The organism is Bacillus kexueae (assembly GCF_022809095.1).
Classification (GTDB): Bacteria; Bacillota; Bacilli; order Bacillales; family Aeribacillaceae; genus Bacillus_BZ; species Bacillus_BZ kexueae.
In genome coordinates this window covers 196,893-223,135 of sequence record NZ_JALAZE010000004.1, presented here as the reverse complement: position 1 = coordinate 223,135, position 26,243 = coordinate 196,893, and the positions used below count along the sequence as shown (strand labels likewise).

24 protein-coding genes and 1 rRNA gene are annotated in these 26,243 nt (G+C 38.7%); 15 read left to right on the top strand and 10 right to left on the bottom strand.

The genetic code is table 11. The features are described 5' to 3' along the window. From ML543_RS10180 to dnaA, 9 genes are all read right to left on the bottom strand, one after another. Window positions 1–112 (bottom strand): 16S ribosomal RNA (locus tag ML543_RS10180); the annotation flags it as partial. A 719-nt stretch (window positions 113–831) separates the two neighbouring features. Then, window positions 832–1,899: an HD-GYP domain-containing protein gene (locus tag ML543_RS10175; RefSeq protein ID WP_243387234.1), complete on the bottom strand. Its 1,068-nt coding sequence runs from the start codon at window positions 1,897–1,899 to the stop codon at window positions 832–834. A 460-nt stretch (window positions 1,900–2,359) separates the two neighbouring features. Next, complete coding sequence (gyrA, locus tag ML543_RS10170) at window positions 2,360–4,831, bottom strand: DNA gyrase subunit A (protein WP_243387233.1); 2,472 nt, start codon at window positions 4,829–4,831, stop codon at window positions 2,360–2,362. A gap of 120 nt (window positions 4,832–4,951) precedes the next feature. Next, window positions 4,952–6,874 carry a DNA topoisomerase (ATP-hydrolyzing) subunit B gene (gene gyrB, locus ML543_RS10165; RefSeq protein WP_243387232.1) on the bottom strand — a complete coding sequence of 641 codons (1,923 nt, stop codon included), beginning with the start codon at window positions 6,872–6,874 and terminating at the stop codon, window positions 4,952–4,954. Window positions 6,875–6,958: 84 nt separating this feature from the next. Further along, window positions 6,959–7,195, bottom strand: a complete 237-nt coding sequence (gene remB, locus ML543_RS10160) for an extracellular matrix regulator RemB (RefSeq protein ID WP_243387231.1) — start codon at window positions 7,193–7,195, stop codon at window positions 6,959–6,961. A 12-nt stretch (window positions 7,196–7,207) separates the two neighbouring features. After that, a complete protein-coding gene (gene recF, locus ML543_RS10155; RefSeq protein ID WP_243387230.1) occupies window positions 7,208–8,320 on the bottom strand; it encodes a DNA replication/repair protein RecF in 1,113 nt (370 codons plus the stop codon). Window positions 8,321–8,333: 13 nt separating this feature from the next. Continuing rightward, the gene (yaaA, locus tag ML543_RS10150) at window positions 8,334–8,549 is read right to left on the bottom strand and encodes a S4 domain-containing protein YaaA (RefSeq protein WP_243387229.1); all 216 of its coding nucleotides are present in this window, start codon (window positions 8,547–8,549) and stop codon (window positions 8,334–8,336) included. A gap of 108 nt (window positions 8,550–8,657) precedes the next feature. After that, window positions 8,658–9,794 (bottom strand): DNA polymerase III subunit beta, encoded by a 1,137-nt coding sequence (dnaN, locus tag ML543_RS10145; protein WP_243387228.1) that lies wholly within the window; start codon window positions 9,792–9,794, stop codon window positions 8,658–8,660. A gap of 197 nt (window positions 9,795–9,991) precedes the next feature. Beyond that, complete coding sequence (gene dnaA / locus ML543_RS10140; RefSeq protein ID WP_243387227.1) at window positions 9,992–11,341, bottom strand: chromosomal replication initiator protein DnaA; 1,350 nt, start codon at window positions 11,339–11,341, stop codon at window positions 9,992–9,994. Window positions 11,342–11,864: 523 nt separating this feature from the next. Between dnaA and rpmH the strand changes: the two genes are divergently transcribed. From rpmH to ML543_RS10090, 10 genes are all read left to right on the top strand, one after another. Next, window positions 11,865–11,999 (top strand): 50S ribosomal protein L34, encoded by a 135-nt coding sequence (rpmH, locus tag ML543_RS10135; RefSeq protein WP_243387226.1) that lies wholly within the window; start codon window positions 11,865–11,867, stop codon window positions 11,997–11,999. 503 nt (window positions 12,000–12,502) lie between these two features. Continuing rightward, on the top strand, window positions 12,503–12,859 hold the full coding sequence (gene rnpA, locus ML543_RS10130; protein WP_243387225.1) for a ribonuclease P protein component: 357 nt from the start codon (window positions 12,503–12,505) through the stop codon (window positions 12,857–12,859). Window positions 12,860–12,966: 107 nt separating this feature from the next. Beyond that, entirely contained in the window at window positions 12,967–13,746 is a 780-nt protein-coding gene (gene spoIIIJ / locus ML543_RS10125; RefSeq protein WP_419095368.1) for a YidC family membrane integrase SpoIIIJ, read from the top strand. Next, window positions 13,743–14,489, top strand: a complete 747-nt coding sequence (gene jag / locus ML543_RS10120; protein ID WP_243387223.1) for an RNA-binding cell elongation regulator Jag/EloR — start codon at window positions 13,743–13,745, stop codon at window positions 14,487–14,489. The genes spoIIIJ and jag overlap by 4 nt, the downstream gene beginning before the upstream one ends. Window positions 14,490–14,767: 278 nt before the next feature. Further along, window positions 14,768–16,153 (top strand): tRNA uridine-5-carboxymethylaminomethyl(34) synthesis GTPase MnmE, encoded by a 1,386-nt coding sequence (gene mnmE, locus ML543_RS10115; RefSeq protein WP_341482356.1) that lies wholly within the window; start codon window positions 14,768–14,770, stop codon window positions 16,151–16,153. 15 nt (window positions 16,154–16,168) lie between these two features. Continuing rightward, window positions 16,169–18,058: a tRNA uridine-5-carboxymethylaminomethyl(34) synthesis enzyme MnmG gene (mnmG, locus tag ML543_RS10110; RefSeq protein WP_243387222.1), complete on the top strand. Its 1,890-nt coding sequence runs from the start codon at window positions 16,169–16,171 to the stop codon at window positions 18,056–18,058. Between the two features lie 228 nt (window positions 18,059–18,286). Further along, a complete protein-coding gene (gene rsmG, locus ML543_RS10105) occupies window positions 18,287–19,003 on the top strand; it encodes a 16S rRNA (guanine(527)-N(7))-methyltransferase RsmG (RefSeq protein WP_243387221.1) in 717 nt (238 codons plus the stop codon). A gap of 119 nt (window positions 19,004–19,122) precedes the next feature. Then, entirely contained in the window at window positions 19,123–19,974 is an 852-nt protein-coding gene (gene noc / locus ML543_RS10100) for a nucleoid occlusion protein (RefSeq protein WP_243387220.1), read from the top strand. Between the two features lie 227 nt (window positions 19,975–20,201). Then, window positions 20,202–20,966 carry a ParA family protein gene (locus ML543_RS10095; RefSeq protein ID WP_243387219.1) on the top strand — a complete coding sequence of 255 codons (765 nt, stop codon included), beginning with the start codon at window positions 20,202–20,204 and terminating at the stop codon, window positions 20,964–20,966. Further along, window positions 20,959–21,816 carry a ParB/RepB/Spo0J family partition protein gene (locus ML543_RS10090; protein WP_243387218.1) on the top strand — a complete coding sequence of 286 codons (858 nt, stop codon included), beginning with the start codon at window positions 20,959–20,961 and terminating at the stop codon, window positions 21,814–21,816. The genes ML543_RS10095 and ML543_RS10090 overlap by 8 nt, the downstream gene beginning before the upstream one ends. A gap of 146 nt (window positions 21,817–21,962) precedes the next feature. Here the strand turns inward: ML543_RS10090 and yyaC are convergent, their stop codons facing one another. Continuing rightward, a complete protein-coding gene (gene yyaC, locus ML543_RS10085) occupies window positions 21,963–22,595 on the bottom strand; it encodes a spore protease YyaC (protein ID WP_243387217.1) in 633 nt (210 codons plus the stop codon). Between the two features lie 87 nt (window positions 22,596–22,682). Here yyaC and ML543_RS10080 point away from each other — a divergent pair, with 87 nt between their 5' ends. The 5 genes from ML543_RS10080 (at window position 22,683) to ssb (ending at window position 26,226) form a co-directional block, all read left to right on the top strand. Beyond that, window positions 22,683–23,702 (top strand): YkvI family membrane protein, encoded by a 1,020-nt coding sequence (locus ML543_RS10080; protein ID WP_243387216.1) that lies wholly within the window; start codon window positions 22,683–22,685, stop codon window positions 23,700–23,702. Window positions 23,703–23,790: 88 nt separating this feature from the next. Then, entirely contained in the window at window positions 23,791–23,985 is a 195-nt protein-coding gene (locus ML543_RS10075; protein WP_243387215.1) for a DUF951 domain-containing protein, read from the top strand. A gap of 157 nt (window positions 23,986–24,142) precedes the next feature. Continuing rightward, entirely contained in the window at window positions 24,143–25,243 is a 1,101-nt protein-coding gene (gene ychF, locus ML543_RS10070) for a redox-regulated ATPase YchF (RefSeq protein WP_243387214.1), read from the top strand. A 108-nt stretch (window positions 25,244–25,351) separates the two neighbouring features. After that, the gene (gene rpsF / locus ML543_RS10065) at window positions 25,352–25,639 is read left to right on the top strand and encodes a 30S ribosomal protein S6 (RefSeq protein WP_243387213.1); all 288 of its coding nucleotides are present in this window, start codon (window positions 25,352–25,354) and stop codon (window positions 25,637–25,639) included. A gap of 68 nt (window positions 25,640–25,707) precedes the next feature. Further along, window positions 25,708–26,226 carry a single-stranded DNA-binding protein gene (gene ssb, locus ML543_RS10060; protein WP_243387212.1) on the top strand — a complete coding sequence of 173 codons (519 nt, stop codon included), beginning with the start codon at window positions 25,708–25,710 and terminating at the stop codon, window positions 26,224–26,226. The last annotated feature ends 17 nt before the right edge of the window (window positions 26,227–26,243 follow it).

Below are 26,243 nucleotides of genomic sequence, written 5' to 3'. Positions count from 1 at the left end.
ACCCGTCCGCCGCTAACGTCAAGGGAGCAAGCTCCCTATCTGTTCGCTCGACTTGCATGTATTAGGCACGCCGCCAGCGTTCGTCCTGAGCCAGGATCAAACTCTCCAAAAAAGTTTGATTGCTCATAAAATAAGAATTAACGTTGACGCTTCGTTTTGTTTAGTTTTCAAAGATCATTTCCTACCGACATTTAATTATTCTAATGTAACAATAAAATGTTGTCAAGTATTTTCTTTCGCTTTAATCAGCGACTTCTTTATACTACCAAATTCAAAACTCACTGTCAACAACTTTTTTATTGTTTTTGCAACCTCGTTGCTGACTTTTAGAATTATATCAGCTATTCATAACTAGTGCAACACTTTTTTCTAACTTTATAATATTTTTCTCTGTTTAAGAAGTTAACTCCTTATTTAGACAATAGTTCCAGTTAATTAAAGTTTTTTAAATATAGTTCCTCTCCTTTATCTTTCAACTCTGATATGGGATTAATCATGTAGCTTTAAGAGTTATTTGATATTGATAAATAATTATTACTTCTATCATTTTAAATTGAACTGCTATACTTTGTTGTTTTTTGATCATGAAGTGGAATACATCGAAAGGAGGCGACTAACAGCGTTGTACGTACGAGAATGCTCTCTCGCTCTGAATGATAGGAGATACACTAAATAATGCGAGTAAGTGTCACTATGATATTATTCGCTAGACAATAGACAGATCGTTCTCGAATGTGTCTGTCTTACGCGATAAACTGTATAACCAAAAACAACAATCTTTCGGAAAAGAGCCAAAATAAAAGAATAAGGTGGTCCAATGTAGGACTCACCTTAAAATACCTCATTAATCTGAATCTGATCATCTTTTCCTAGTAATAAAACTTCTTTCGTATTGAGGATTTTTACCATTGGCTTTGTTGTATTTTTTTCATCCATGTATACAACCTCCGCTACACGACCGTCTGATAACCCCACTTTTCTATCTTTTACATAACTCATAAATAGTTGCTTTAATACTTTCATGACAGTTACATCAAATTTCCCAAATTGATCTTTCTCTAAATACCCTAGAGCGTAAAACGGTGAGAGACTAGGGCGATATGGTCTGGCGGATACCATTGCGTAATAAGTATCTGCTAAAGAAATGATTTTCCCATACGGATGCAGTTTATCCCCTTTAAACCCTAATGGATACCCACTACCGTCCAAACGTTCATGATGCTGAAGAACGCTTATTTTGGCTCCTTCACTAAGTGATGGTAAATCTTTTAACATCTTGTAGCTATGTACGGGGTGTTGTTTTACCTCTGAATACTCTTGTTCTGTCAGAACACTATTTTTGTATAAAATGGAGTGATTTATTTTAGACATTCCACTATCGATTAGAAGCCCAGCAATCGCAACTTGGTTGATTTCACCTTGTGCATAATTCATTTTTTTAGCTATCAATGCACTTAATAGCGCAACCCCAATAGAATGGTGGTATATATATTCGTTATTTATGCACCTTTTATATAGATGCATAACTTGTTTAGAGTTTTGTAAGGCTGTCTCTACTAATGGGAGGATGGTTTCTCGCACCTTTGAAATATTAACTGCAGAACCAGCCTGCCAAGATAGGAACATCTTTTTCACATTCTGTACGGTTTGATCATAATGTTCCGTAAACGAAGTATATTCTTCTCTTTCTAATCCTTCAAGGATCTCATCCTTGATTTCTTGCTCAAGTGATTCAGATTCTTTTTTAATGTTAACTTCCTTAATTAAAAATGCCTTTATCACTTCAATATGTTTTGCATTTAACTTTGTATTTTTTCTCAAAATTGGTTTATTAGAAAGCGAATAAACATCATCATCAAGTATAAAGCCTTCTCGTAGCAATCCGACCTTTACTTTCATCCTTTTTCCCTCCCACTCCTTTTAGTATAAAAGATTGCATAGGAAAAAAGAATGACTTTTTACGTTTTTTTACATATTTACAATAGACTCGCTTTTAGTTTGGTTCGCCCTTTCCACATAAGAACACACATGATTTTACACTCACACCCCGGACATGAAAATTTATTCTCCCCGGGTTTTTTTCTTTCTACCATCTACCTATCAGGATCGATCATTCAGCTCATAGGTAATTTTTATTTTCACAGAAAAAGCGCAAAGCGCAAGTCCTTAGGCGAAGGGCGATGGAGGACCTGCGAGGATGCTTCCGTCGCCACAGCAGGGCCGAAGCGACCCGAGCTGATGACGCTTGGAGCTAGACACCAAAAAAACGGTAAAGAGAACACTTTAACACTTTATTGAACTTAAACTTTCTATAACAATAAAAAAACAACCAACATCACGTTGGTTGTTGAAATGTATATTAAGATTCTATTTCCTCTGTTTCCTCTTCTTCCGATTCACTATCATCTTTGTCTACTAAAGCAACTGTGGAAACAAATTCGTCTTCTCCTAGTTTGATTAATTTTACCCCAACCGTATTACGCCCCATCGTAGAGATATCATTGACGTCCATTCGGATGATTACTCCAGTTGCCGTAACAAGCATTAAGTCCTCTTCTCCTGTTACTGCCTTTACAGCAACAACGAAACCGTTTTTCTCTGTAATGTTACATGTCTTTAATCCTTTTCCGCCCCGACTTTGAATTCGGTATTCTTGTTCGTTTGTTCGTTTTCCGTATCCGTTTTCTGTAACAATTAAGACATCAACATTCTCTTCTAGAACTTCCATACCTACGACATGATCTTCGTCATCCAGGCTAATTCCCTTCACTCCTGCCGCTGTACGTCCCATCGATCTGACGTCTGTCTCTGGGAAACGAATTAACATTCCTTTTTTCGTTCCGATTACAACATCTTTCGTTCCATCTGTTAAATGGACAGAAATTAATTCGTCTTCGTCACGAAGGGTAAGGGCAATTAACCCACTCGTACGAATGTTAGCAAATTGAGAAAGAGGCGATCGTTTACAAATACCATCTTTTGTTGTGAAGAATAGATACCAATCATCCGCAAATTCTTGAATTGGAATAATCGTGTTAATCCACTCATCTCGGTCAATCTCGAGTAAATTTACGATTGGAATTCCTTTTGCAGTACGTCCGAACTCAGGGATTTCATACCCTTTAGCACGGTATACCTTTCCTTTATTCGTAAAGAATAGGATTGTATCATGCGTACTTGTCGTTAGTAAATGTTCTACAAAATCATCTTCATTCGTACCCATTCCTTGAATACCTCTTCCGCCACGCTTTTGGCTACGGTATGTAGATACCGGTAGACGTTTAATGTATCCGTTATGAGTGAGCGTAATGACGATATTCTCTTGTGGGATTAAGTCTTCATCTTCTATTGATTCCACGCCTGAAACAATAATTTCTGTACGGCGCTCATCATTGAAGCGTTCTTTAATCTCAGTTAATTCTTCGCGAATAATTTCTAACACTTTTTCTTCACTTGCTAAAATCGCTTTTAACTCAGCAATTAATTTAATTAGCTCCTGATATTCTCCTTCGATTTTTTCCCGCTCTAACCCTGTTAAGCGTTGGAGACGCATGTCTAAAATCGCTTGAGCTTGCTTCTCAGATAACGAGAATTTATCCATTAAACCTTGACGAGCAATATCTGTCGTTTGTGAGCTACGAATTAAGTTAATCACTTCATCTAAGTGATCTAATGCAATCCGTAAGCCTTCTAAAATATGCGCACGCGCTTCCGCTTTCTTCAGTTCAAATTGTGTACGACGACGAATCACAACTTTTTGATGGTCTAAATAGTGTAGTAATACTTGCTTTAAGTTTAATACTTTCGGCTCCCCGTTTACGAGAGCTAACATGTTAATACCAAATGATGTTTGTAACGCTGTTTGTTTGTATAGATTGTTGAGTAAGACATTAGCGTTAGCATCTTTTCTAAGTTCAATCACGATTCGTAAGCCGTTTCGGTCTGATTCATCGCGTAAATCTGTAATTCCTTCAATTTTCTTGTCGCGAACAAGGTCTGCAATTTTTTCAATAAGCTTTGCTTTGTTCACTTGGAATGGAAGCTCTGTTACAATAATCGATTGTTTACCATTAGCTTTTTCTTCAATTTCCACTTTTGCTCGAACTGTGATGCTTCCTCTACCTGTCTCATAAGCTTTGCGAATGCCGCTTCTACCAATAATTTGTCCGGCAGTCGGGAAGTCTGGGCCCGGAATGATTTCCATAAGTTCTGCAATCGTCAAATCAGGCTCTTGACTAAGAGCTAAAACCCCGTCAATGACCTCGCCTAATTGATGCGGAGGAATGTTTGTCGCCATACCTACCGCAATTCCTGACGCTCCATTCACAAGCAAATTCGGAAAGCGAGCCGGTAGGACAACAGGCTCTTTCTCAGATCCATCATAGTTATCTTGGTAATCAATCGTGTCCTTGTTAATGTCACGAAGTAATTCCATTGAAATCTTGGACATGCGAGCTTCAGTATAACGCATTGCTGCTGCTGCGTCTCCATCTACTGAACCGAAGTTTCCGTGTCCGTCTACAAGCATGTAGCGATAGTTAAAGTCTTGCGCCATACGTACCATTGTATCGTAAACAGCAGAATCACCGTGAGGATGGTATTTACCGATGACGTCACCGACAATACGAGCCGACTTTTTGTAAGGCTTATCGCTTGTCATTCCTAAATCATGCATGGCATATAGAATCCTTCTATGTACAGGCTTTAACCCATCTCGAACATCAGGTAAAGCACGAGATACGATAACGCTCATCGCATAATCTAAGAAAGATGATCGCATTTCTTGGCTAATATTCACTTCACGAACTTGAGGCTTTTTGTTTTCTGACATCGTCTAGAACCTCCCAATACATTTCATTCGATCTCTCTCCAAGGGGAGGGTATCGTTTCTTTTTATCTGTTAGCTTGTATGAAATGAAAATGGGAAAGGCAGATTCAATCTGCCTCTCCATTAAATATCAAGATTTTTTACATACCGCGCATTTTCCTCGATAAAATGACGGCGCGGTTCAACTTTATCACCCATTAAAATTTCAAACGTTTCGTCCGCTTCAATCGCATCTTCCAATGTGACTTGAAGAAGCGTACGCGTTTCAGGATCCATTGTCGTTTCCCATAACTGCTCAGGATTCATTTCTCCAAGTCCTTTATACCGTTGAATTCCTGGCTTTGGCTGTTCTGGTAATTGATTTAAAATTTCATCCAGCTGACGGTCATTGTATGCGTACTCTATACGCTTTCCTTGCTGAATTTTGTATAAAGGTGGCTGAGCAATGTACACATACCCGCTTTCGATAATCTCTCTCATGTATCGATAGAAGAACGTTAGAAGAAGGGTACGGATATGAGCGCCATCAACATCAGCATCGGTCATAATAACAATTTTATGATATCGAGCTTTTGAAATATCAAAGTCTTCACCAATTCCTGTACCTAAAGCAGTAATAATTGAACGAACCTCGTTGTTGGATAAAATTTTATCTAAACGGGCTTTTTCAACGTTTATGATTTTACCTCTCAAAGGTAAAATTGCTTGGAAATGGCGGTCACGACCTTGCTTAGCGGATCCACCTGCTGAGTCTCCCTCTACCACATATAATTCAGAAATAGACGGATCCTTTGATGAGCAATCGGCTAGTTTACCAGGTAAATTCGAAATCTCAAGTGCACTCTTACGTCTTGTAAGTTCTCGAGCCTTCTTCGCAGCTAAACGTGCACGAGCTGCCATTAATCCTTTTTCGACGATTTTCTTCGCTTCTTGCGGATTTTCCAACAAGAAAGTTTCAAAGGCTTCCGAGAAAACGGAATCCGTAATTTGACGGGCCTCAGAGTTTCCAAGTTTCGTTTTTGTCTGTCCCTCAAATTGCGGGTCTGGGTGTTTAACAGACACAATCGCTGTTAACCCTTCGCGAACGTCCTCACCTGTTAAGTTTTGATCGCTCTCTTTAAAAATGCCGTTCTTTCGAGCATAGTCATTAATGACACGTGTGAGGCCAGTCTTGAACCCGGACTCATGGGTTCCTCCTTCATACGTGTGAATATTATTGGCAAATGAGTAAATATTACTTGTATATCCGTCATTGTATTGAAGAGAAACCTCAACGGTAATTCCATCTTTTTCACCCTCGATATAAATCGGTTCCTCATGCAATACTTCTTTTGTGCGGTTTAAATGCTCAACATACGATTTAATTCCGCCTTCGTAATGATACTCATTTTTCCGTCCATTCTCTTCACGATTATCCGCGATCGTAATTTTAATTCCACGATTTAAGAAAGCTAATTCTCTTAGACGATTGGCTAGTGTGTCATAATCATAAACCGTCGTTTCTTGGAAAATTTCAGGATCCGGCTTAAAGTGTACAATTGTTCCAGTAATTTCGGTTTCTCCAATGACTTTTAAATCTTCACAAGGTACGCCTCGCTCAAACTTTTGATAATGTACTTTTCCATCTCGGTGAACAGTCACTTCTAACTCAGTTGAAAGGGCGTTTACCACGGATGCACCTACCCCGTGTAATCCACCAGATACTTTATAACCGCCGCCACCGAATTTTCCTCCAGCATGTAGAACCGTCATAATAACTTCGACTGCTGGACGCCCCATTTTTTCATGGATACCAACAGGAATTCCACGACCATTATCTCTTACTGTAATACTGTTATCCTTTTCGATAGAAACATCAATATCCGTACAATATCCCGCAAGCGCCTCATCAATACTATTATCAACAATTTCCCAGACAAGGTGATGTAGACCTTTTGCAGTCGTAGATCCAATATACATTCCTGGTCTTTTTCGAACGGCCTCTAAACCTTCTAAAACTTGTATCTGATTCTCATCATACGTTGTATGTTCCTGTTTTTGTTCCATCGCCACCATGATCACCTACACTTTTCTTAACATCAGATTTCAATTTCTTGTTGTGTCTCTATTTATCTCTAACATGGAAAAAATCTATATAAAAACGAATTCGGCTCGTTTTTTTATTGTACTAGTAGCTAATGGAGAGAGGTATATATTCTGATCGGTAATAACGATTGACTTAATCTCTCCCGCTGTCAACGTTATAATATTTTCTTTTTGTTTCGTTAAAAACTCCTCCATAATGACAGAAGAAGCGCCCTTATAATCAAAAACCATGACAACATCATTTGAAGGCACTATTTGATTTTCACCGATATGAATGTACAACGAACCACCTCATTATTGAACGAATTGTCCAGCTTTGACCCGAAACAGTGTAGCTTCTTTTAACGTTTGATGATCAATCCCGTCAACACTCGTTGTCGTAACAAATGTTTGGACTTTCCCTTGAATGGTATTCAACAAATGCGATTGTCGGTAATCATCTAGTTCTGATAGAACGTCATCCAATAATAAAATTGGGTATTCTCCTATTTCTTCATGAATCAATTCAATTTCTGCTAATTTTATGGATAAAGCAGTCGTCCGTTGTTGTCCTTGTGATCCAAAGGTTTGCACGTCTCGATCATTCACATAAAAAAGTAAATCATCTCGATGAGGACCTACTAACGTGGTTCCACGTTCAATTTCCTTCTCTTTTATTTTAGCAAACTTTTCATTGTATACTTCTATTATTTTCGACAAATCCGATGTATCTGATACCTCAACAGAAGGTTTATACTTAATATTTAACTTCTCAAGCCCTCTGCTGATCCCAGTGTGAATCGGTTGTGCCCATTTCTCCAGTTGTTCAATAAACGAAATGCGCTTCAAAACGATTTTGGCAGCAGCCTCACTTAATTGCATACTTAACACTTCAAGCATTCCATTATCCGTTTGCTTCTTCGTTTGTAATTGCTTTAATAAATGATTTCGCTGCTGCATAATTTTTTGGTATTTACTTAGCTCATGAAGATAAACTGGAGAAACTTGTCCAATCTCCATATCGATAAAGCGTCTACGTACTTGAGGACTTCCTTTAACAAGATTCAAATCCTCAGGTGCAAACATAATTACATTCATATGTCCGACATATTGACTCAATTTTTGCTGTTCCAAATGATTCAGCTTTGCTTTTTTTCCTTTTTTGGAAATCACGAGCTGCATTTGAACCGATTGGTTATGTTTTTGTACTGTACCTTCTATTTTAGCATATTCTTCGTCCCACCGTATGAGCTCTTTATCATTTGATGTTCGATGGGATTTTGCCATAGCCAAAACATAAATAGCTTCCATGACATTGGTTTTCCCTTGCGCATTTTCACCAATAATGACATTCACTTTATTCTCGAAGGTAGCTTCTAACTTTTCATAATTGCGATAACCTTTTATAGCCAGTTCTTTGATAAACAAGTCGTTCACCACTTTATCGTTTTACAGTTAATTTTCCAAAATCAGGAATGAACACAACGTCACCGTCACGTAACTTACGTCCACGACGATTCTCTAATTCATCATTCACGTACACTTCATACTCTTGTAAAAACCATTTGGCCATTCCACCTGTTTGAATAACATCCGCAAGTTTTAGAAATTGGCCTAATGTAATAATCTCCGTTTCAATCTTAATTTCTTTTTCCATCTTCACGCCTGCTTTCTTTTTTTAGTCTCTAACTTTTAATTTTACTAAAAATCATGGGAATAGAAAAGAAAGCTACTAGAACCGCTGTCTAGTAGCTTTCAAAATGGTTTAATACGTTCGAACTGGTAAAATTAGCTGTAAAATCGTTTCATCCTCTGGAATACGAATCAGGAATGGACGCATAGCACCTGTAAAACTAATTTGAATTTCATTTCCTTCCAACGCTTTTAAAGCATCCATCATGTATTTTGCACTGAACGAAATTTTAAGTTCTTCTCCTTGAATTCCTTCCGTTGTAATCTCTTCAATTACTTTCCCGATTTCTGGAGAGTTGGAGGAAATTTCAACTTTTTCATTTCCGACTGTTGCGAACTTAACAACATTATTTCGTCCTTCACGAGCTAATAAAGATGCACGATCAATTGCTTGTAAAAGCTCTTTAGTGTTTACTGTTAAATCCGTTTTACTCTCAGTTGGAATTAATCGGCTAGTATCCGGGTAATTTCCGTCTAACAAACGAGAGAAGAAAAGTAAATGTTTTGTTTTGAATAACACTTGGTTTTCAGTAATGACAATCTCGACAAGCTCTTCGTTGTCATCCAGAATCTTACTTAATTCATTTAAGCTTTTACCTGGAATCACAACGTTATACGTATCATTCGTGTCCGTTTCTACCTTTGCTTTACGAAGAGCAAGGCGATGGCTATCTGTCGCTATACACGTGAGCTCTGATTGTTCAAGTCGCCAATTTACACCGGTTAAAATAGGTCTTGTTTCAGATGTGGATACAGCAAATACGGTTTGACGAATCATCGCTTTTAATAGGTCTGTCGGGATTTTAAACACGTTCTGTTGTTCAATAACTGGTAAACGTGGATATTCTTCTGCATCTAAGCCGTTTAGGTTAAATTCTGCATTTCCAGAACGAATAACCGTTAAGTAATGATTGTTTACTTCAATCTCAACTTGATCTTTCGGTAGCTTTTTGACAATTTCACTAAAGAAACGAGCTTGTAAGACAATACTTCCTGTTTGAATAATTTCTGCGTATTGCTGATCGTTTTCTTCTACCGGAATAAAAGATTCAATCGAAATATCAGAATCACTACCAGTTAAAGTAATTCCTTCGTCTGAAGCAACAATTTTAATACCAGTAAGAATTGGAATCGTTGTTCGAGATGAAACTGCCTTCATTACATCTTGAACACTTTGAACTAATTTATCTTTCTGGATGACAAATTTCATGGAAATCCTCCTTTTTTCTTAACAGGGCATATTTCCGAACGAAGTAGCATATATTTATTTTTTATAAAAAAATCGTATAAGTACTAGTAGGGGCTGTGAATATGTGGATAACTCTGTGAATGAACGGAAACACAGCCTATCCACATGTGGACAGACTGTGTAAATACTATGTTTAGTTATGCACAGTTTTCACAATGTTACCCGTTCAACAGTTCCTTAATTTCTTTTATTTGACGTTGTAGGACTTCGTCTTTTTGAAGCATTTTTGAGATCTTTTCGTGTGCATGAATGACCGTTGTGTGATCACGACCGCCGAATTCTTCGCCAATTTTCGGCAAAGACGAGTCCGTTAATTCTCTTGATAAGTACATCGCGATTTGACGCGGAAAAGCAACAGACTTTGTACGTTTCTTCGCTTTAAAGTCTTCCAACTTCACGTTATAATGCTGCCCAACCATACGTTGAATGTCCTGTATCGTAATGACCTTTGGTTTAGAGCTTGGAATAATATCCTTTAATGCTTCTGCAGCTAAGTCTGCATTAATATCTTTATTAATTAATGATGAGTACGCAACAACTCGGATAAGAGCACCTTCTAGCTCACGAATGTTTGAGTCAATTTGATTTGCGATATAAAGCATGACTTCATTTGGGATATCTAACCCGTCAGCTTTCGCTTTTTTCCGTAAAATCGCAATTCTTGTTTCTAAATCTGGTGGCGTAATATCAGTAATAAGTCCCCATTCAAAGCGAGAGCGCAAACGGTCCTCAAGGGTCGGAATCTCTTTTGGAGGTCGATCACTTGAAATAACAATTTGCTTACTTTCTTCATGTAAAGTGTTAAATGTATGGAAAAATTCTTCTTGCGTTTGTTCTTTTCCAGCTAAGAATTGAATATCATCTATGAGTAAAACGTCGACATTTCGATATTTATTTCGAAAATCAACGGCTTTATTATCACGAATAGAATTAATAAATTCATTTGTAAATTTTTCGGATGATAAATAAACAACTTTTGCTGATGGATTATGATCTAATACATAATGACCAATGGCATGCATTAAGTGTGTTTTTCCAAGACCTACTCCTCCATAAATAAAAAGAGGATTGTAAGCTTTTGCTGGTGCTTCAGCTACTGCAAGTGATGCTGCGTGAGCGAATCGGTTCCCAGATCCAATGACAAACGTATCAAACGTGTATTTGGGATTTAACATATTTTGTGGAAGCTCACCAGCTTCGTCTCCTTTATTTGGTGCCGCTTTAATCGGAGATTTTGGCATAAATTCTTCATCGTTCTGATTTTGAGGAATGATAAATTTAACACCAATTTCTTCACCGGTTAGTTCATATAATGTGTTGGCAATGAGGTGAAGATAACGAGATTCAAGCCAATCTCTTGCAAACTCGTTTGGGGCGGTAATAATCATGGTATCGCCTTGCAAAGCATGCGCTTTTGTTGATTTCAACCACGTTTCAAAGCTCGGCTTGCTAAGCTTTTTTTCTATTTCGCCTAGAGCTTTGCTCCATAAATCCGCAATATTTTCCATCGTATTTCGCTGTCCCTCCTTTATCGGGCCTACTTTTCACATTGGAAATAAACGAACTTTCACCAAGATGTATAAACATACAATCCACGCCAAATGTGAAAAACTATATAATATAGTAGAAAAACGACTTTTCGACATAATTCACGTTTTGTGGACAACTTCATTCAGAGGATGTTTATAATGTTTCCACACGTTATCCACAATCTGTGGATAATAGTAATGGATTGATTAGGTTATTCAGAGTTAAAACACAAATATCATACCAGAATTACCTACTTGTTGCAATGGGTTATATAAAGTTATCCACATTGCTAAAACACTGTGAAAAAACTTTGTCCACATAGAGAAAATATGTGAAAAAGTTGTCGATAAGGTGTGTGGATAAAAAGATTTGTGTCGAAATTTCATCCACAGGGTGTAATGGTATATTTTGTTTTCGAGTATTGGTTGACAATTTCCGTAATTGTTTTCTATAATTAATAAGACTGTCTTTAACAGCTATTCCTCAGGGAGGTGTCATAAAATGAAAAGAACTTATCAACCAAACAAACGTAAACGTAGTAAAGTTCATGGTTTCCGTAGCCGTATGAGCACTGCTAACGGACGTAAAGTGATTGCACGTCGTCGTCGTAAAGGAAGAAAAGTATTATCAGCATAGGCCACTGAAACAAGTCAGTGGTCTTTTTGTGTTTTTTATAGAATCATTCGTTTACTTTTATTTAAGTTTGATGAAGACGGCGACTCCAGTGGGAACAGTACGAGCCGAAGACCCCGGCAGTCGAGCTAGTGAGATGAGAGGGGTGAGGCGTACCTACGGAAATCGTCCGTCTTTTCGAAAAGGACTTTGGTAAAAGTAATGTAATAGAGTGTTACGTTAGGATCCTTTGTTAAAAAAGCGGGAACTAGAAAGTCTTTAAACAAAGCGAAACGGAAATCCAAACGTTGAAATATGGTATTACATGAAGGAAAGTCGATTACAATCTCCCTTTTCATAGAAGGATCCTTTAACAAGAAGGGTCCTTTTTGAACATGTACGAGGATCGAATGCCCCACGAAAACTAGGTGGATAGTTAAACAGATAGCTATTCCTTGTTTAAAGTTGAGGTAAAATTGAAACAATGAAGGTGGAACTCTTAATTGAGTTGAATCGGAGTGAATGGTATGAGAAAACGAAACCGGATTAAAAAAAACGAAGACTTTCAAAACGTTTTTAAAAACGGAACATCAATGGCAAATAGACAATTTGTCATCTATATGCTTGACCAACCGAATGAGAAAGAATTTCGGATCGGACTTTCTGTCAGCAAAAAAATAGGGAAAGCGGTAATTCGAAATCAGGTGAAACGCTACATTCGACAAGTTTTTCTGGAAGAAAAACAAAATATCTTAGCGGGGAAAGATTATATCATTATTGCTCGGAAGCCAGCAGCTGAGATGAACTATCATGAAGTGAAAAAAAGCTTACTCCACCTATTTAGAAAAACGAAAATTTATCAAAAACAAGCGAAAGAATCATGAAAGGGAAATTAAATTTCTGATTAATGAAAAAAGATGGTACAATACTTTTGTGGTTTACATGTACTCAAAAGAAGAGATAATAAGAATTTTTCTGTCGTTAGGAGGAAATGTCGTTGAAAAGGCGAATACTTTTACTGTTAGGACTCGTTGCTCTCGTCTCCGTTTTAGCGGGTTGTACGGAGATAAATGAGCCAATCACAAAGGAAAGTCAAGGATTTTGGAATCAATACATCGTATATCCGCTTTCTTGGCTTATTACATATTTTGCTGAGTTGTTTGGAAATGATTACGGATTATCTATTATTGTTGTTACATTGCTCATTCGTTTTGCGATTTTACCATTAATGATTAAACAAACGCAAAACTCAAAAGCAATGCAAGCGCTACAACCTGAAATGTTAAAGCTTCGTGAAAAATACAGCTCTAAAGATCAACAAACACAACAAAAATTACAACAGGAGACAATGGCGCTATTCCAAAAGCATGGTGTAAATCCTCTAGCAGGATGTTTCCCATTATTGGTACAAATGCCAATCTTAATTGGTTTCTATCATGCTATTATGCGTACACAAGAAATTGCCAATCATAATTTCTTATGGTTTGACTTAGGCGAACGCGATCCGCTATTTATTTTGCCGATTCTAGCGGGTGTTCTTACATTTGTTCAACAAAAGCTGATGATGGCGGGAACAGAAACGATGAACCCGCAAATGCAAACGATGCTTTGGCTCATGCCAATTATGATTGTTATTTTTGCCATTACCTTCCCAGCAGCATTATCTCTATACTGGGTAGTAGGTAACATTTTTATGATTGTACAAACATTAGTTATTAAAGGTCCTGATATTCGTAATGCCTCTGAAAAGGCGGGAGGAGCTCAAAAGTGAGAGAAATAACATCTACTGGTTCAACTGTAGATGAAGCGGTTCAGTCTGCTTTGGAAAAGTTGAATGCAAAGAAGGATGAAGTGGAAATTCGGGTCATTGATGAAGGAAAAAAAGGTTTCTTAGGGATTTTTGGTCAAAAGCCAGCAATCGTGAATGTTAAAGTGTTAGGTGAAGATAAAACGCATGAGGATTTTAATCCGTTAAAAGAAGCAGTTTCTGAATTATTCCCGAAAACATCTGTTGATTTAGAAGGAAATGATGAACAAGAAGTTGATCCAATAGATGAAGCTAAATCTTTCTTAAAGGATGTTCTCAAAAATATGGGGGTACAAGCCTTCATTCAAGTAAAACGGGAAAAAAAGACCGTATACTTTAATGTAGAAGGTGAAAAGCTAGCGATACTAATTGGAAAGCGGGGACAAACATTAAATTCGTTACAGCTTTTGACGCAGCTTGTCGTAAATCGATACGCCAAAGAATATATTCAAGTTGTGTTAGATGCAGAAAATTATCGAAAACGAAGAGAAGAAACGTTGTCTCAATTAGCGCAAAAGCTCGCGAACAAAGCGACTAAAACAAAACAAGAAGTATCATTAGAACCAATGCCTTCTTTTGAACGAAAGGTGATTCACTCCGCTCTTGTTCGAGATAACAGGGTTAAAACCTACTCCGTTGGAACAGAGCCGAATCGTTACATTGTTATCGCACCGAAAATCGGACATACGCAAAAGGTTGGAAAGTAACCACTTTCCAACCTTTTTTTATGCCTATTTACAGGAGTAACAGATGGAAGGATGTCCATAACAAAGCTTGGTGCATGGGGTTGAAATGTTGTTATTAACATGTGGATAAGATAAAATGGGTATGGAGTTCATCGTGGTTGTGGATTAAGAGGATGAATGGGTCCGATTTTCTATCTTTTCTCGTCATAAACATTATGATATCTTTAAGTTTTGGATATTCTTTTAAAAACTAAGTTGCGTTTTCATAGATAGATTTTGCTAAAGAGAGGTGATTCGGAGTGGAATTCGATACGATAGCCGCCATCTCAACGCCGATGGGAGAAGGGGCCATTGCCATCGTTCGTTTAACGGGGGATGATGCAGTCTCTATTGCAGACCGTGTATTTAGAAGCCCTTCTAAAAAAGCGTTAACGGATGTTCCGACACATACGATCCACTACGGTAACATTGTTGATCCAAAAACAGAACAAACAGTAGAAGAAGTTATGGTTTCCATCATGCGTGCGCCTAAAACGTTTACGCGTGAGGACGTAGTCGAAATTAATTGTCACGGTGGAATTGCGTCTGTAAACCGTGTTTTAGAACTTGTTTTAACGAATGGTGCACGTCTTGCTGAACCGGGAGAGTTTACAAAGCGTGCGTTTTTAAATGGACGTATCGATTTGTCGCAGGCTGAAGCGGTAATGGATTTAATTCGTGCGAAGACAGACCGTGCGATGAATGTCGCTTTAGGACAGATGGAAGGTCGACTGTCCAAATTAATTAAGCGACTACGGCAAGAGATTTTAGAAACGTTAGCACATGTTGAAGTGAACATTGATTACCCAGAATATGACGATGTCGAAGAAATGACGCATCAAATATTAGTTGAAAAAGCGAAGTATGTTCAAAAAGAAATTGAGAAATTACTTCAGACTTCTCAACAAGGAAAGATTTTACGTGAAGGTCTTTCGACAGTCATTATCGGTCGCCCGAATGTTGGGAAATCATCCTTACTAAACAGTCTAGTCCAAGAAAACAAGGCGATTGTAACAGATATTCCTGGGACAACTCGCGATGTAATTGAAGAGTACGTAAATGTACGAGGCGTTCCACTTCGATTAGTCGATACGGCTGGTATTCGTGAAACAGAAGATATCGTTGAACGAATTGGTGTTGAGCGCTCAAGACAAGTGCTAAAAGAGGCGGATTTAATTTTACTCGTATTAAACTATAATGAAAATGTGTCAGAGGAAGACCGCCAGCTATTTGAAGCTGTAAGAGGGATGGACTATATCGTCATCGTTAACAAGACCGATCTTCCGCAACAAATTGATTTAGACGAAGTTACGCAGTTGGCATCTGGTCGTCCTGTCGTAACGACATCATTGAAAGAGGAAAAAGGGATTGATGACTTAGAAGAAGCGATTAGTTCATTGTTTTTCTCTGGGAACATTCAATCTGGAGATTTAACGTATGTATCCAATACGCGACATATCGCTCTACTCAATCAGGCAAAACAAGCGATTGAAGAGGCTTTAAGTGGAATTGAACAAGGTGTTCCAATCGATATAGTTCAAATAGATTTAACAAGATCATGGGAGTTGCTCGGTGAAATCATTGGAGATGCTGTACATGAAAGTTTAATCGACCAACTCTTCTCTCAATTCTGCTTAGGAAAATAAAAGGAGGGTTTGAAAATGGGATACGAAGCAGGCTCGTTTGATACGATTGTTGTCGGTGCCGGACATGCGGGATGTGAGGCTGGTCTTGCGGCAGCTCGTATGGGAGCGAAAACGTTAGTCATTACGATTAACCTGGACATGGTTGCATTTATGCCATGTAACCCGTCAGTAGGTGGACCTGCCAAGGGGATTGTTGTACGGGAAATAGATGCTCTTGGCGGTGAGATGGGGAAAAATATTGATAAAACACATATTCAAATGCGTATGTTAAACACAGGAAAAGGTCCTGCGGTTCGTGCTCTACGTGCTCAAGCGGACAAATTCCTGTACCAACATGAAATGAAAAAGACGTTAGAAAGTGAGCCGAATCTCACACTCTTACAAGGAATGGTTGATCGTCTTATTGTAGAGGATGGAGTATGTAAAGGAGTTGTAACACAAACAGGTGCGGTATATCGCGCGAAAACAGTGGTGTTAACGACTGGAACGTTCCTTCGTGGAAAGATTATACTCGGAGACTTATCTTACTCAAGTGGACCGAATAATCAGCAGCCATCCATTAAATTATCTGAACATCTACAAGAACTTGGATTTGATCTCGTTCGCTTTAAAACTGGAACTCCTCCACGCGTTAATAGTCAAACGATTGACTACAGCAAAACGGAAATTCAACCGGGCGATGAGACACCTCGCGCCTTTTCATACGAAACAACGAAGTACATTACCGATCAGCTTCCGTGCTGGTTAACGTATACAAGTGAAGAAACACATCAAATTATTGATGAAAACTTACATCGCTCCCCGATGTATTCAGGAATGATTAAAGGAACTGGCCCGCGTTATTGTCCATCTATTGAGGATAAAGTAGTCCGTTTCCATGATAAGCCGCGACACCAAATCTTCTTAGAACCAGAAGGGCGCAACACAGAAGAGGTTTATGTGCAGGGCTTATCGACAAGCTTACCAGAAGATGTTCAACGACGTATGCTTGCAACAATTCCTGGATTAGAAAAGGCGCAGTTAATGCGTGCGGGATATGCGATTGAATATGATGCGATTGTCCCAACTCAATTATGGCCTACGCTGGAAACGAAGAAAGTGAAGAACTTATATACCGCTGGTCAAATTAACGGTACTTCAGGATATGAAGAAGCGGCGGGTCAAGGGTTGATGGCAGGTATTAACGCAGCGAGAAAAGCGCTTGATAAAGAAGAGGTTATTTTAAGTCGTTCTGACGCTTATATTGGCGTATTAATTGATGACCTTGTAACAAAAGGAACGAATGAACCGTATCGCTTACTCACTTCACGAGCTGAATATCGTCTTTTATTACGCCATGACAATGCCGATTTACGCTTAACAGACATTGGGTATGAAATTGGCCTAATTTCAAAAGAACGATACGAAAGATTTGAGGCGAAGAAAGAAGCGATTGAAAAAGAAAAGAAACGTCTCTACTCCATCATTATCAAACCTTCAAAAGAGGTGCAAGAATTAATCAAGAACGCTGGCGGTAGCGAACTAAAAGATGGCGTCAGAGCGTTCGACCTATTAAAACGACCTGAAATGAATTATGATCATATCAAAATGCTTGCGCCTACAGAAGAAGCGTTAGCACCAGATGTGGAAGAACAAGTTGAAATTCAAATTAAGTATGAAGGATATATTGAAAAATCCCTTCAGCAAGTAGATAAGTTAAAACGGATGGAAAATAAAAAGATTCCAGATAACATTGATTACGATGCAATTACTGGCTTAGCTACAGAAGCTCGTCAAAAATTAAAAGAAGTTCGTCCGCTTTCAGTTGCCCAAGCGTCACGTATTTCAGGAGTTAACCCAGCTGACATTTCCATCTTACTTGTCTATTTAGAACAAGGGCGAATAGCACGTGTCTCAAACGAATAAATGAACCCGATAATCAGAGCTGTCTGAATCTAGCATTGCTTCTATTTGGTTTTAACGATAGGATGGTGGCGGCGACGCCCGCTAGAAACGAAGAGCCGAAATGAGACAGGCCGTGCCTGTTGAAAGCGTCCGCCACAGGATGAAATCAACCGAATTTAATTCACGCCAAAGAAGGGGCTGTACTTTATAGACAGCCCCGATATTAAAAAATAATTGGAAGTGTAAAAAATGGATATTTCACAATTTCAACAACAACTTGATCAAAAAGGAATTTCGTTGTCGAATGAACAACTGCAACAATTCGAGCGATATTATGAGCTATTAGTTGAATGGAACGAAAAAATGAACCTCACATCAATTACTGAGAAGAAAGAAGTGTATTTAAAGCATTTCTACGACTCGATTTCAGCTGCTTTTTACTATGATTTTTCAAAGCCGTTATCAATCTGTGATGTGGGTGCGGGTGCTGGATTTCCGAGTATCCCTTTAAAAATTTGCTTTCCACATTTGCACATTTCAATTGTTGATTCGTTAAAAAAACGTATCACATTTCTTGAGCATCTTGCTTCGGAATTGAAATTGACGAATGTAGCGTTTTATCATGATCGCGCTGAGACATTCGGGAAAAACAAAGAGTTCCGCGAATCATTTGATCTTGTAACAGCTCGTGCTGTTGCTCGGTTATCTGTATTAAGTGAACTTTGTTTACCTCTTGTCAAAGTAGAGGGGCATTTTCTTGCGTTAAAGGCCTCATCGGCTGAAGAAGAACTTGAAAAGGCGCAAAAAGCGGTGAAAACCCTTGGGGGAACTTTGGAGGAAATGAATAATTTTAGCTTGCCAATTGAGGAAAGTGAGCGAAATATTATTGTCATCCGAAAGGATCGACCTACTCCAAAGAAATACCCTCGTAAACCTGGTACTCCGAACAAAATGCCATTAGAATAAAGGTTTTTTTTGAATTAAGAAATCTAGTGCGTTTTAAGCAGTTTGTCATGAATAAGCAGGAAAATCGTCTAAGAAAAAAGAAATAAATAGGTGGTAGTCTCTAAAGGTGGTGTCAGCATATGAAGCATCCTTTTTCTCGTCTTTTCGGGTTTGGAGAAAAAGATGTGGCGGAACGTGTAGAAGAACAAATTGATGATAGCGGGAAAGAAGAAGTACATAAAATTCCTGTTCAACAAATTATTCCGAACCGTTATCAACCGCGCACAATATTTGTTGATGAAAAAATACAAGAGTTAGCCCAAACAATTCAAACGCACGGAATTATACAACCAATTGTCGTTCGGAAAATGGACAATCAATATGAAATTATTGCCGGGGAAAGAAGATGGAGAGCCGTTCAATCGTTAGGTTGGGAAGAAATTCCAGCTATTATTAAAGATTTTAATGATACCGAAACAGCATCTGTTGCTCTCATTGAGAACTTGCAAAGGGAAGAACTATCCGCCATTGAGGAAGCGGTTGCATATGCTAAATTATTAGAGCTGCACCAACTAACACAAGAAGCGCTTGCTCAACGTCTAGGGAAGGGACAGTCTACCATTGCCAACAAGTTACGCCTTTTAAAGCTTCCACAGGAAGTGCAGGAATCACTTTTAAGAAAACAAATAACAGAGAGACATGCACGTGCATTAATTCCGCTCAAAAACGAAGAATTACAAATTAAATTGCTTCATGAAATTTTGGAGAAGCAACTGAATGTTAAGCAAACGGAAGACCGCGTCGTCAAAATGCTAGAAAAAGAGCGTCCAAAGCCGAAGCCGAAGCGCAAAGCATTCAGCCGAGACACAAGAATTGCGATGAACACGATACGTCAGTCGCTGTCGATGGTAGAAGAAACCGGTGTTAAAATCGATTCTGAAGAAGAAGAATTTGATGATTATATTCAATTCACTATAAAAATACCGAAATAAAACTCTTCACACAAAGTGAAGAGTTTTTTGCGTTAATAGAGTGATATAAAGGGACGTCCCTGCCTCCCTTCTTAATTGCCGGGTATATGTTATGTATAAACGAACACTCTTTTCCTGAAATTATGAAATTCTATGAAAACGAAAAGAAGAAATCATAACATTCCGCTCTTTTCATGATAAAATAAATGCAATGAAACATTCTGAAGTAGTGGAAAGCAGGTGACACCGTGGGGAGAATTATTTCCGTAGCGAACCAAAAAGGGGGAGTTGGAAAAACAACCACCTCTGTTAATCTGGGCGCATGCTTAGCGCATATTGGGAAAAGAGTCTTGCTTGTCGACATTGATCCGCAGGGGAATGCAACGAGCGGTGTGGGCATAGATAAAGCCGATGTCGATCAATGTATATACGACATGATTGTTGAGGACACAGACGTTAAAGAAGTAATAAAACCGACACAAATCGAGCAACTTGACATCATTCCTGCAACCATTCAGCTAGCAGGTGCTGAAATTGAGCTTGTTCCGACCATTTCACGAGAGGTTCGGTTAAAGCGAGCTCTTGAAACGGTAAAGGATCAGTACGATTATATTATTATTGACTGTCCTCCTTCACTGGGGCTGCTAACCATTAACGCCTTAACGGCTTCTGACTCTGTCCTGATTCCAGTTCAATGTGAATACTATGCGTTAGAAGGGCTTAGTCAATTATTAAATACAATTCGGTTAGTTCAAAAGCATTTAAACGCTGACTTGATGATTGAAGGGGTTCTTTTAACGATGTTAGATGCCCGTACGAACCTTGGAATTCAAGTAATTGACGAAGTGAAAAAATATTTTCAAGACAAAGTGTATCAAACGATTATTCCTCGTAATATTCGTTTAAGTGAAGCCCCAAGTCATGGACAACCTATTATCCTATATGATGTAAGATCACGAGGTGCTGAAGTTTACTTAGAACTAGCGAAGGAAGTGGTGACAATCAATGGCTAAAGGCTTGGGAAAAGGAATTAATGCACTGTTTACCAATATGGAGTCCGATCAGGAAGAAACGGTTCAAGAAATCTCGCTGAAAGATTTACGTCCGAATCCTTATCAACCTCGAAAAACATTTGACGAGAGCGCGATTCGTGAGTTAAAAGAATCTATCATGGAACATGGCATCCTTCAACCAATTATTGTTCGAAAAAGTATTAAAGGGTATGAGATTGTCGTTGGAGAGCGACGCTTCCGAGCTGCTAAAGAAGCAGGTTTAACAGCTATTCCAGCTGTTGTAAGAGACCTATCCGACCAACAAATGATGGAACTTGCTGTTTTAGAAAACTTACAACGTGAAGATTTATCTCCGATTGAAGAAGCGCAAGCCTATCAATCTTTAATCGAACATTTGCATATCACACAAGAAGAATTGGCGAAGCGACTCGGGAAAAGTCGACCACACATCGCAAACCTCATGAGGCTTTTGACGCTACCGATTGTTATCCAAGATTTAATTTCAGAGAATAAATTATCGATGGGACATGGTCGAGCCTTACTTGGATTGAAAAAGAAAGAAAAAATGAAGCCACTTGCTGAAAAAATCGTAAAAGAACAATTGAACGTTCGACAAGTAGAACAGCTTGTTCAACAATTAAATGAACATGTTTCACGTGAAACAAATGCGCCGAAGAAGGAAAAGAAAGACGTATTCATTCAAGAACGTGAATCCGTATTAAGAGAAAAACTAGGAACGCCTGTAGTAATCAAACAACAAAAGAAAAAAGGAAAAATCGAAATCGAATTCTTCTCTAAGGATGACTTAGAACGAATTTTAGAGTTACTCGATATCCATATCTCCTCCTAAACCATCCTGCTAAGTGATGGTCTTTTTTTTGTTTAGGAAACGTATTTATGCGTGTCTAGCAAACTTGCGATTTGTACAAGTTTCTTTTATCTTACTCCTAGTAACAGTTGTATGCTGCTCTCACCATGGCTTCTAATCTTTCAATTTTATGTGTTTGAAAGCTTTGTATTAGGGTGAAATGTGTCCGTTTTCCGAAGACGTTTATTAGTCTCAATCAATTGCGAAACGGTTAGCAAGCTCTCAGAAATGACTTCTGCCATGCTCATAACTAAGTGAAGTCGAGTATTTTGTAAGACAAAAAATTCCATAAATCCACTAACATTTACAATTCCTGTTATATGCATATCCCCAACCTCGGGCAACACTTTGTTAACTCCCGCTCCAGGTTTTACAGGACCAGAGGCTACTTGAATGGACCCGACGTTTTTAAACCTTCCTAAACAGGCGTCAATGGCAATAATAAACGGGTTCCGATGTTCCTTCTTTATAAGTGCAATCTTTTCTTCTAAATTAACAGCATGAACCGGATCCTTTAATGTGCCATACACATGCAGATTTTCTACAGTATGTTGCTGAATTTTTGTGCCAATTAATGGGCCAAGGGAATCACCGGTTGAACGGTCCGTACCAATACATAAAACAACAATGGGTGTAAGAGATAATGTCGGTAGGAGTCGAAAAACTTGACTGCTTATTTGATAAACAGCCTCTTCATTTTCATAGAAGATGCGATGTGTGTCTTGTTCTGGGGAAGAAAAAAAGCTCGGCTTTAGATTCATAGAATTCACTCCCTCTTCATAGTAGTAACAGTATACGGAAGAATGAAAAATTCTATACATGTGAATCTCAGGTTGAGGTGAAAAGGAATGTGGAAAGCGGGCTTAAAATGGATGTATTTAATCTTAGGAACGGTTATTGGGGCAGGATATGCATCAGGACAAGAGTTGTGGCAGTTTTTTGGGTTTGAAAGTGGACTGGCTATTATACTATTCACCATCTTCTTTATCATCTCATGCTATGTCATTATGAAAATAAGTTATGAAGAAAAGTCAGAGCATTTCTTTCCCGTATTGGAGCGGCTCATTGGAACAAAATTATCGAGGATATATGATGTGTTAATTGTATTATACCTTTTTACAACAACGGTTGTCATGATTGCTGGTGGGGGTGCAACGTTAAAGGCATTATCTGTCCCTTATTGGGGAGGGGTAGCCATTTTTTGTTTGTTACTTGTATTGCTTTTTTTCTGGGATGTGAAAGGTCTTCTTTCTTTAAATACCTTCTTAATCCCTTTGCTACTAATTGGACTTGTATATGCACTTGGCCATTATCATTCGGAGCATGCGCATGTTTGGACGTTTAATTGGCATAAACAGTATAATTGGCCAGCCGCATTCACATTTACCTCGTTAAATATCCTATCAGTTGTTGCGGTTTTATCAGCAGTTGGAAAAGAAATTAACGGATTAAAAGAAGCGAAGATTGCTAGCATTGGGAGTGGGCTCGTTTTAGGAGGAATTTCGTATTTATATAACGAAACGCTAACGCAATTAGCAGACAAAGTACGGCAAATTGATATTCCGCTTTTTTTAATTTTGGACGACTCTCCCTTTATCATGTTTCTCGCTATGTCTTTTATGCTTTGGATGGCAATTTATACAACAGCGGCTTCTGGTGTATTCGGACTGGCAACACGATTTAAAAAAACGTTACGGGTCCCTTTGTGGAGTCTCGCCTTCGTGTTCGTCATTTGTATGATTCCCTTTACGAAATTCGGCTTTGCAACGCTTGTTTCGATCCTGTACCCTATTTACGCGTTAATTAATTTGTATTTAGTTGTTGCCATCTTGCTATTTCCGATTACGAACAGGTACAAATGGGATTGAAAAGTTGGTAAAATGGGAAGTGTGAAAGAAAAACATAATCATGGATTCCATTTATAGATAGATACAAGGAAGGAGGAATTTCTCAGAAATGGTAGATAAAGAATTTGAACTTAACGATGTCGTTGAAATGAAAAAACCTCATCCTTGTGGGGAAAATCGTTGGAAAATTATACGGATGGGGATGGACATTCGTATAAAGTGTGAAGGCTGTGGACATAGTGTCTTAATGCCTCGTCGAGAATTCGCTCGTAAATTAAAAAAAGTATTAGAAAAGAGTTCTTAATCAAAGCTGCTAGGGAGAACCGTTTCCTAGCAGTTTTCTATTTGTTATGCCTAACTTGTCAATTTAATGGTTCAAAACTATAATTGTTGAAGATTGTATGTATTTAATCTCGGCTTTGTTTACTGGAGCTGATTTCGATAAAAGAGGAGTGGAAAAGATGGCATTAACAGCTGGTATTGTCGGTCTTCCAAACGTAGGAAAGTCCACATTATTTAACGCGATTACGCAAGCGGGAGCCGAATCTGCAAACTACCCGTTCTGTACGATCGATCCGAACGTAGGAATTGTAGAAGTTCCGGACCATCGCTTACAAAAGCTTACGGAGCTAGTTAATCCGAAAAAAACTGTTCCGACGACATTTGAATTTACAGATATTGCCGGAATTGTAAAAGGGGCAAGTAAAGGAGAAGGACTTGGAAATAAGTTCTTATCTCATATTCGTCAAGTAGACGCAATTTGCCAAGTAGTACGTTGTTTCCGTGACGATAATATTACACACGTTGCTGGAAAAGTTGATCCTATCGCAGATATTGAAACGATTAACTTAGAGTTGATTTTAGCTGACCTTGAAACAGTTGATAAGCGAATTGACCGTGTAGCGAAGATGGCAAAGCAAAAAGATAAACAAGCTATGTTTGAACATGAAATTTTAGTGAAGCTTAAAGAAACGTTTGAAAGCGAGAAGCCTGCGCGTGTTCTTGAGTTCACTGAAGAACAAATGAAGTATGTAAAACAGCTTCATCTTTTAACGATTAAGCCGGTTTTATATGTTGCAAACGTTGGTGAAGAAGATGTTGCAGATCCATCCGATAATCCGTATGTTGAGCAAGTAAGAGAGTACGCGGAAAATGAAGGGGCAGAAGTGATTGTCGTTTGTGCGAAAATCGAATCTGAAATTGCTGAGCTTGAAGGCGAAGAAAAAGCGATGTTTTTAGAAGATCTCGGCATTGAAGAATCAGGTCTTGATCAGTTAATTAAAGCGTCTTACAGCTTACTTGGTCTTGCAACATACTTTACAGCGGGTGAACAAGAAGTTCGTGCTTGGACATTTAGACGTGGAATGAAAGCTCCTCAATGTGCGGGAATCATCCACTCAGACTTTGAACGAGGTTTTATTCGTGCCGAAACAGTGGCTTATGAGGACTTAGTGGCTGCTGGGTCAATGACATCTGCAAAAGAAGCAGGGAAAGTTCGTCTAGAAGGAAAAGAGTATGAAGTACAAGATGGAGATGTAATCCACTTCCGCTTTAATGTATAAGGCAGTTGCAACATATCTAGGTATTTGCTATAATCTAAACTTGTGAGTAATTGTAAGAATTACTCCTTGCCCATGTGGGCCGTTTAGACCAAAAGGAGGTGTAGAAGGATGAGAAAATACGAAATCATGTACATCATCCGTCCAAACATTGAAGAGGATGCGAAAAAAGCGTTAGTTGAGCGTTTCAACGGCATCTTAACTGAAAATGGCGCGGAGATTGCAGAAGTAAAAGAGTGGGGCAAGCGTCGCCTTGCATATGAAATCAATGATTTACGTGAAGGTATCTACATGATCGTGAAAGTTGCATCTAACAACGAAGCGATTGATGAGTTCAGCCGTTTAGCGCGCATCAACGAAGATATCTTACGTCATATCGTTGTTAAAGAAGAAGAGTAATTCGCTTTGATATAAATGGGAATAAGATGGTAAAATCATCTTAAAAGTGCTTTAGGAGTGGTTCTGATATGATGAATCGTGTCGTACTTGTGGGTCGTTTAACGAAGGATCCTGAACTTCGTTATACGCCAAGTGGTGTAGCTGTTGCGACTTTTACACTTGCTGTTAACCGAACATTTACTAATCAGCAAGGGGAACGTGAAGCAGACTTCATCAACTGTGTTGTATGGAGACGCCCAGCTGAGAACGTAGCAAACTTCTTAAAGAAGGGAAGCCTCGCTGGCGTGGATGGTCGTCTACAATCTCGTAGCTACGAAGACCAAACGGGAAGACGTGTATACGTTACAGAAGTTGTTGCAGATAGTGTTCAGTTTTTAGAACCTAGAGGCGCAGCGGGTAATCCATCAGGTGGAAACCAGAACTTCTATGGTGGTGGAGGAAACCAAGGTGGTAATGCCAATCCATTTGGTGGCGGTTCATTCGATCAAAATCGTAATCAAAATCAGGGCCACACAAGCTTTGATGACGATCCGTTTGCAAATGATGGACAAACAATCGATATTTCAGATGATGACTTACCATTCTAAAAACATTGAACGGTTTA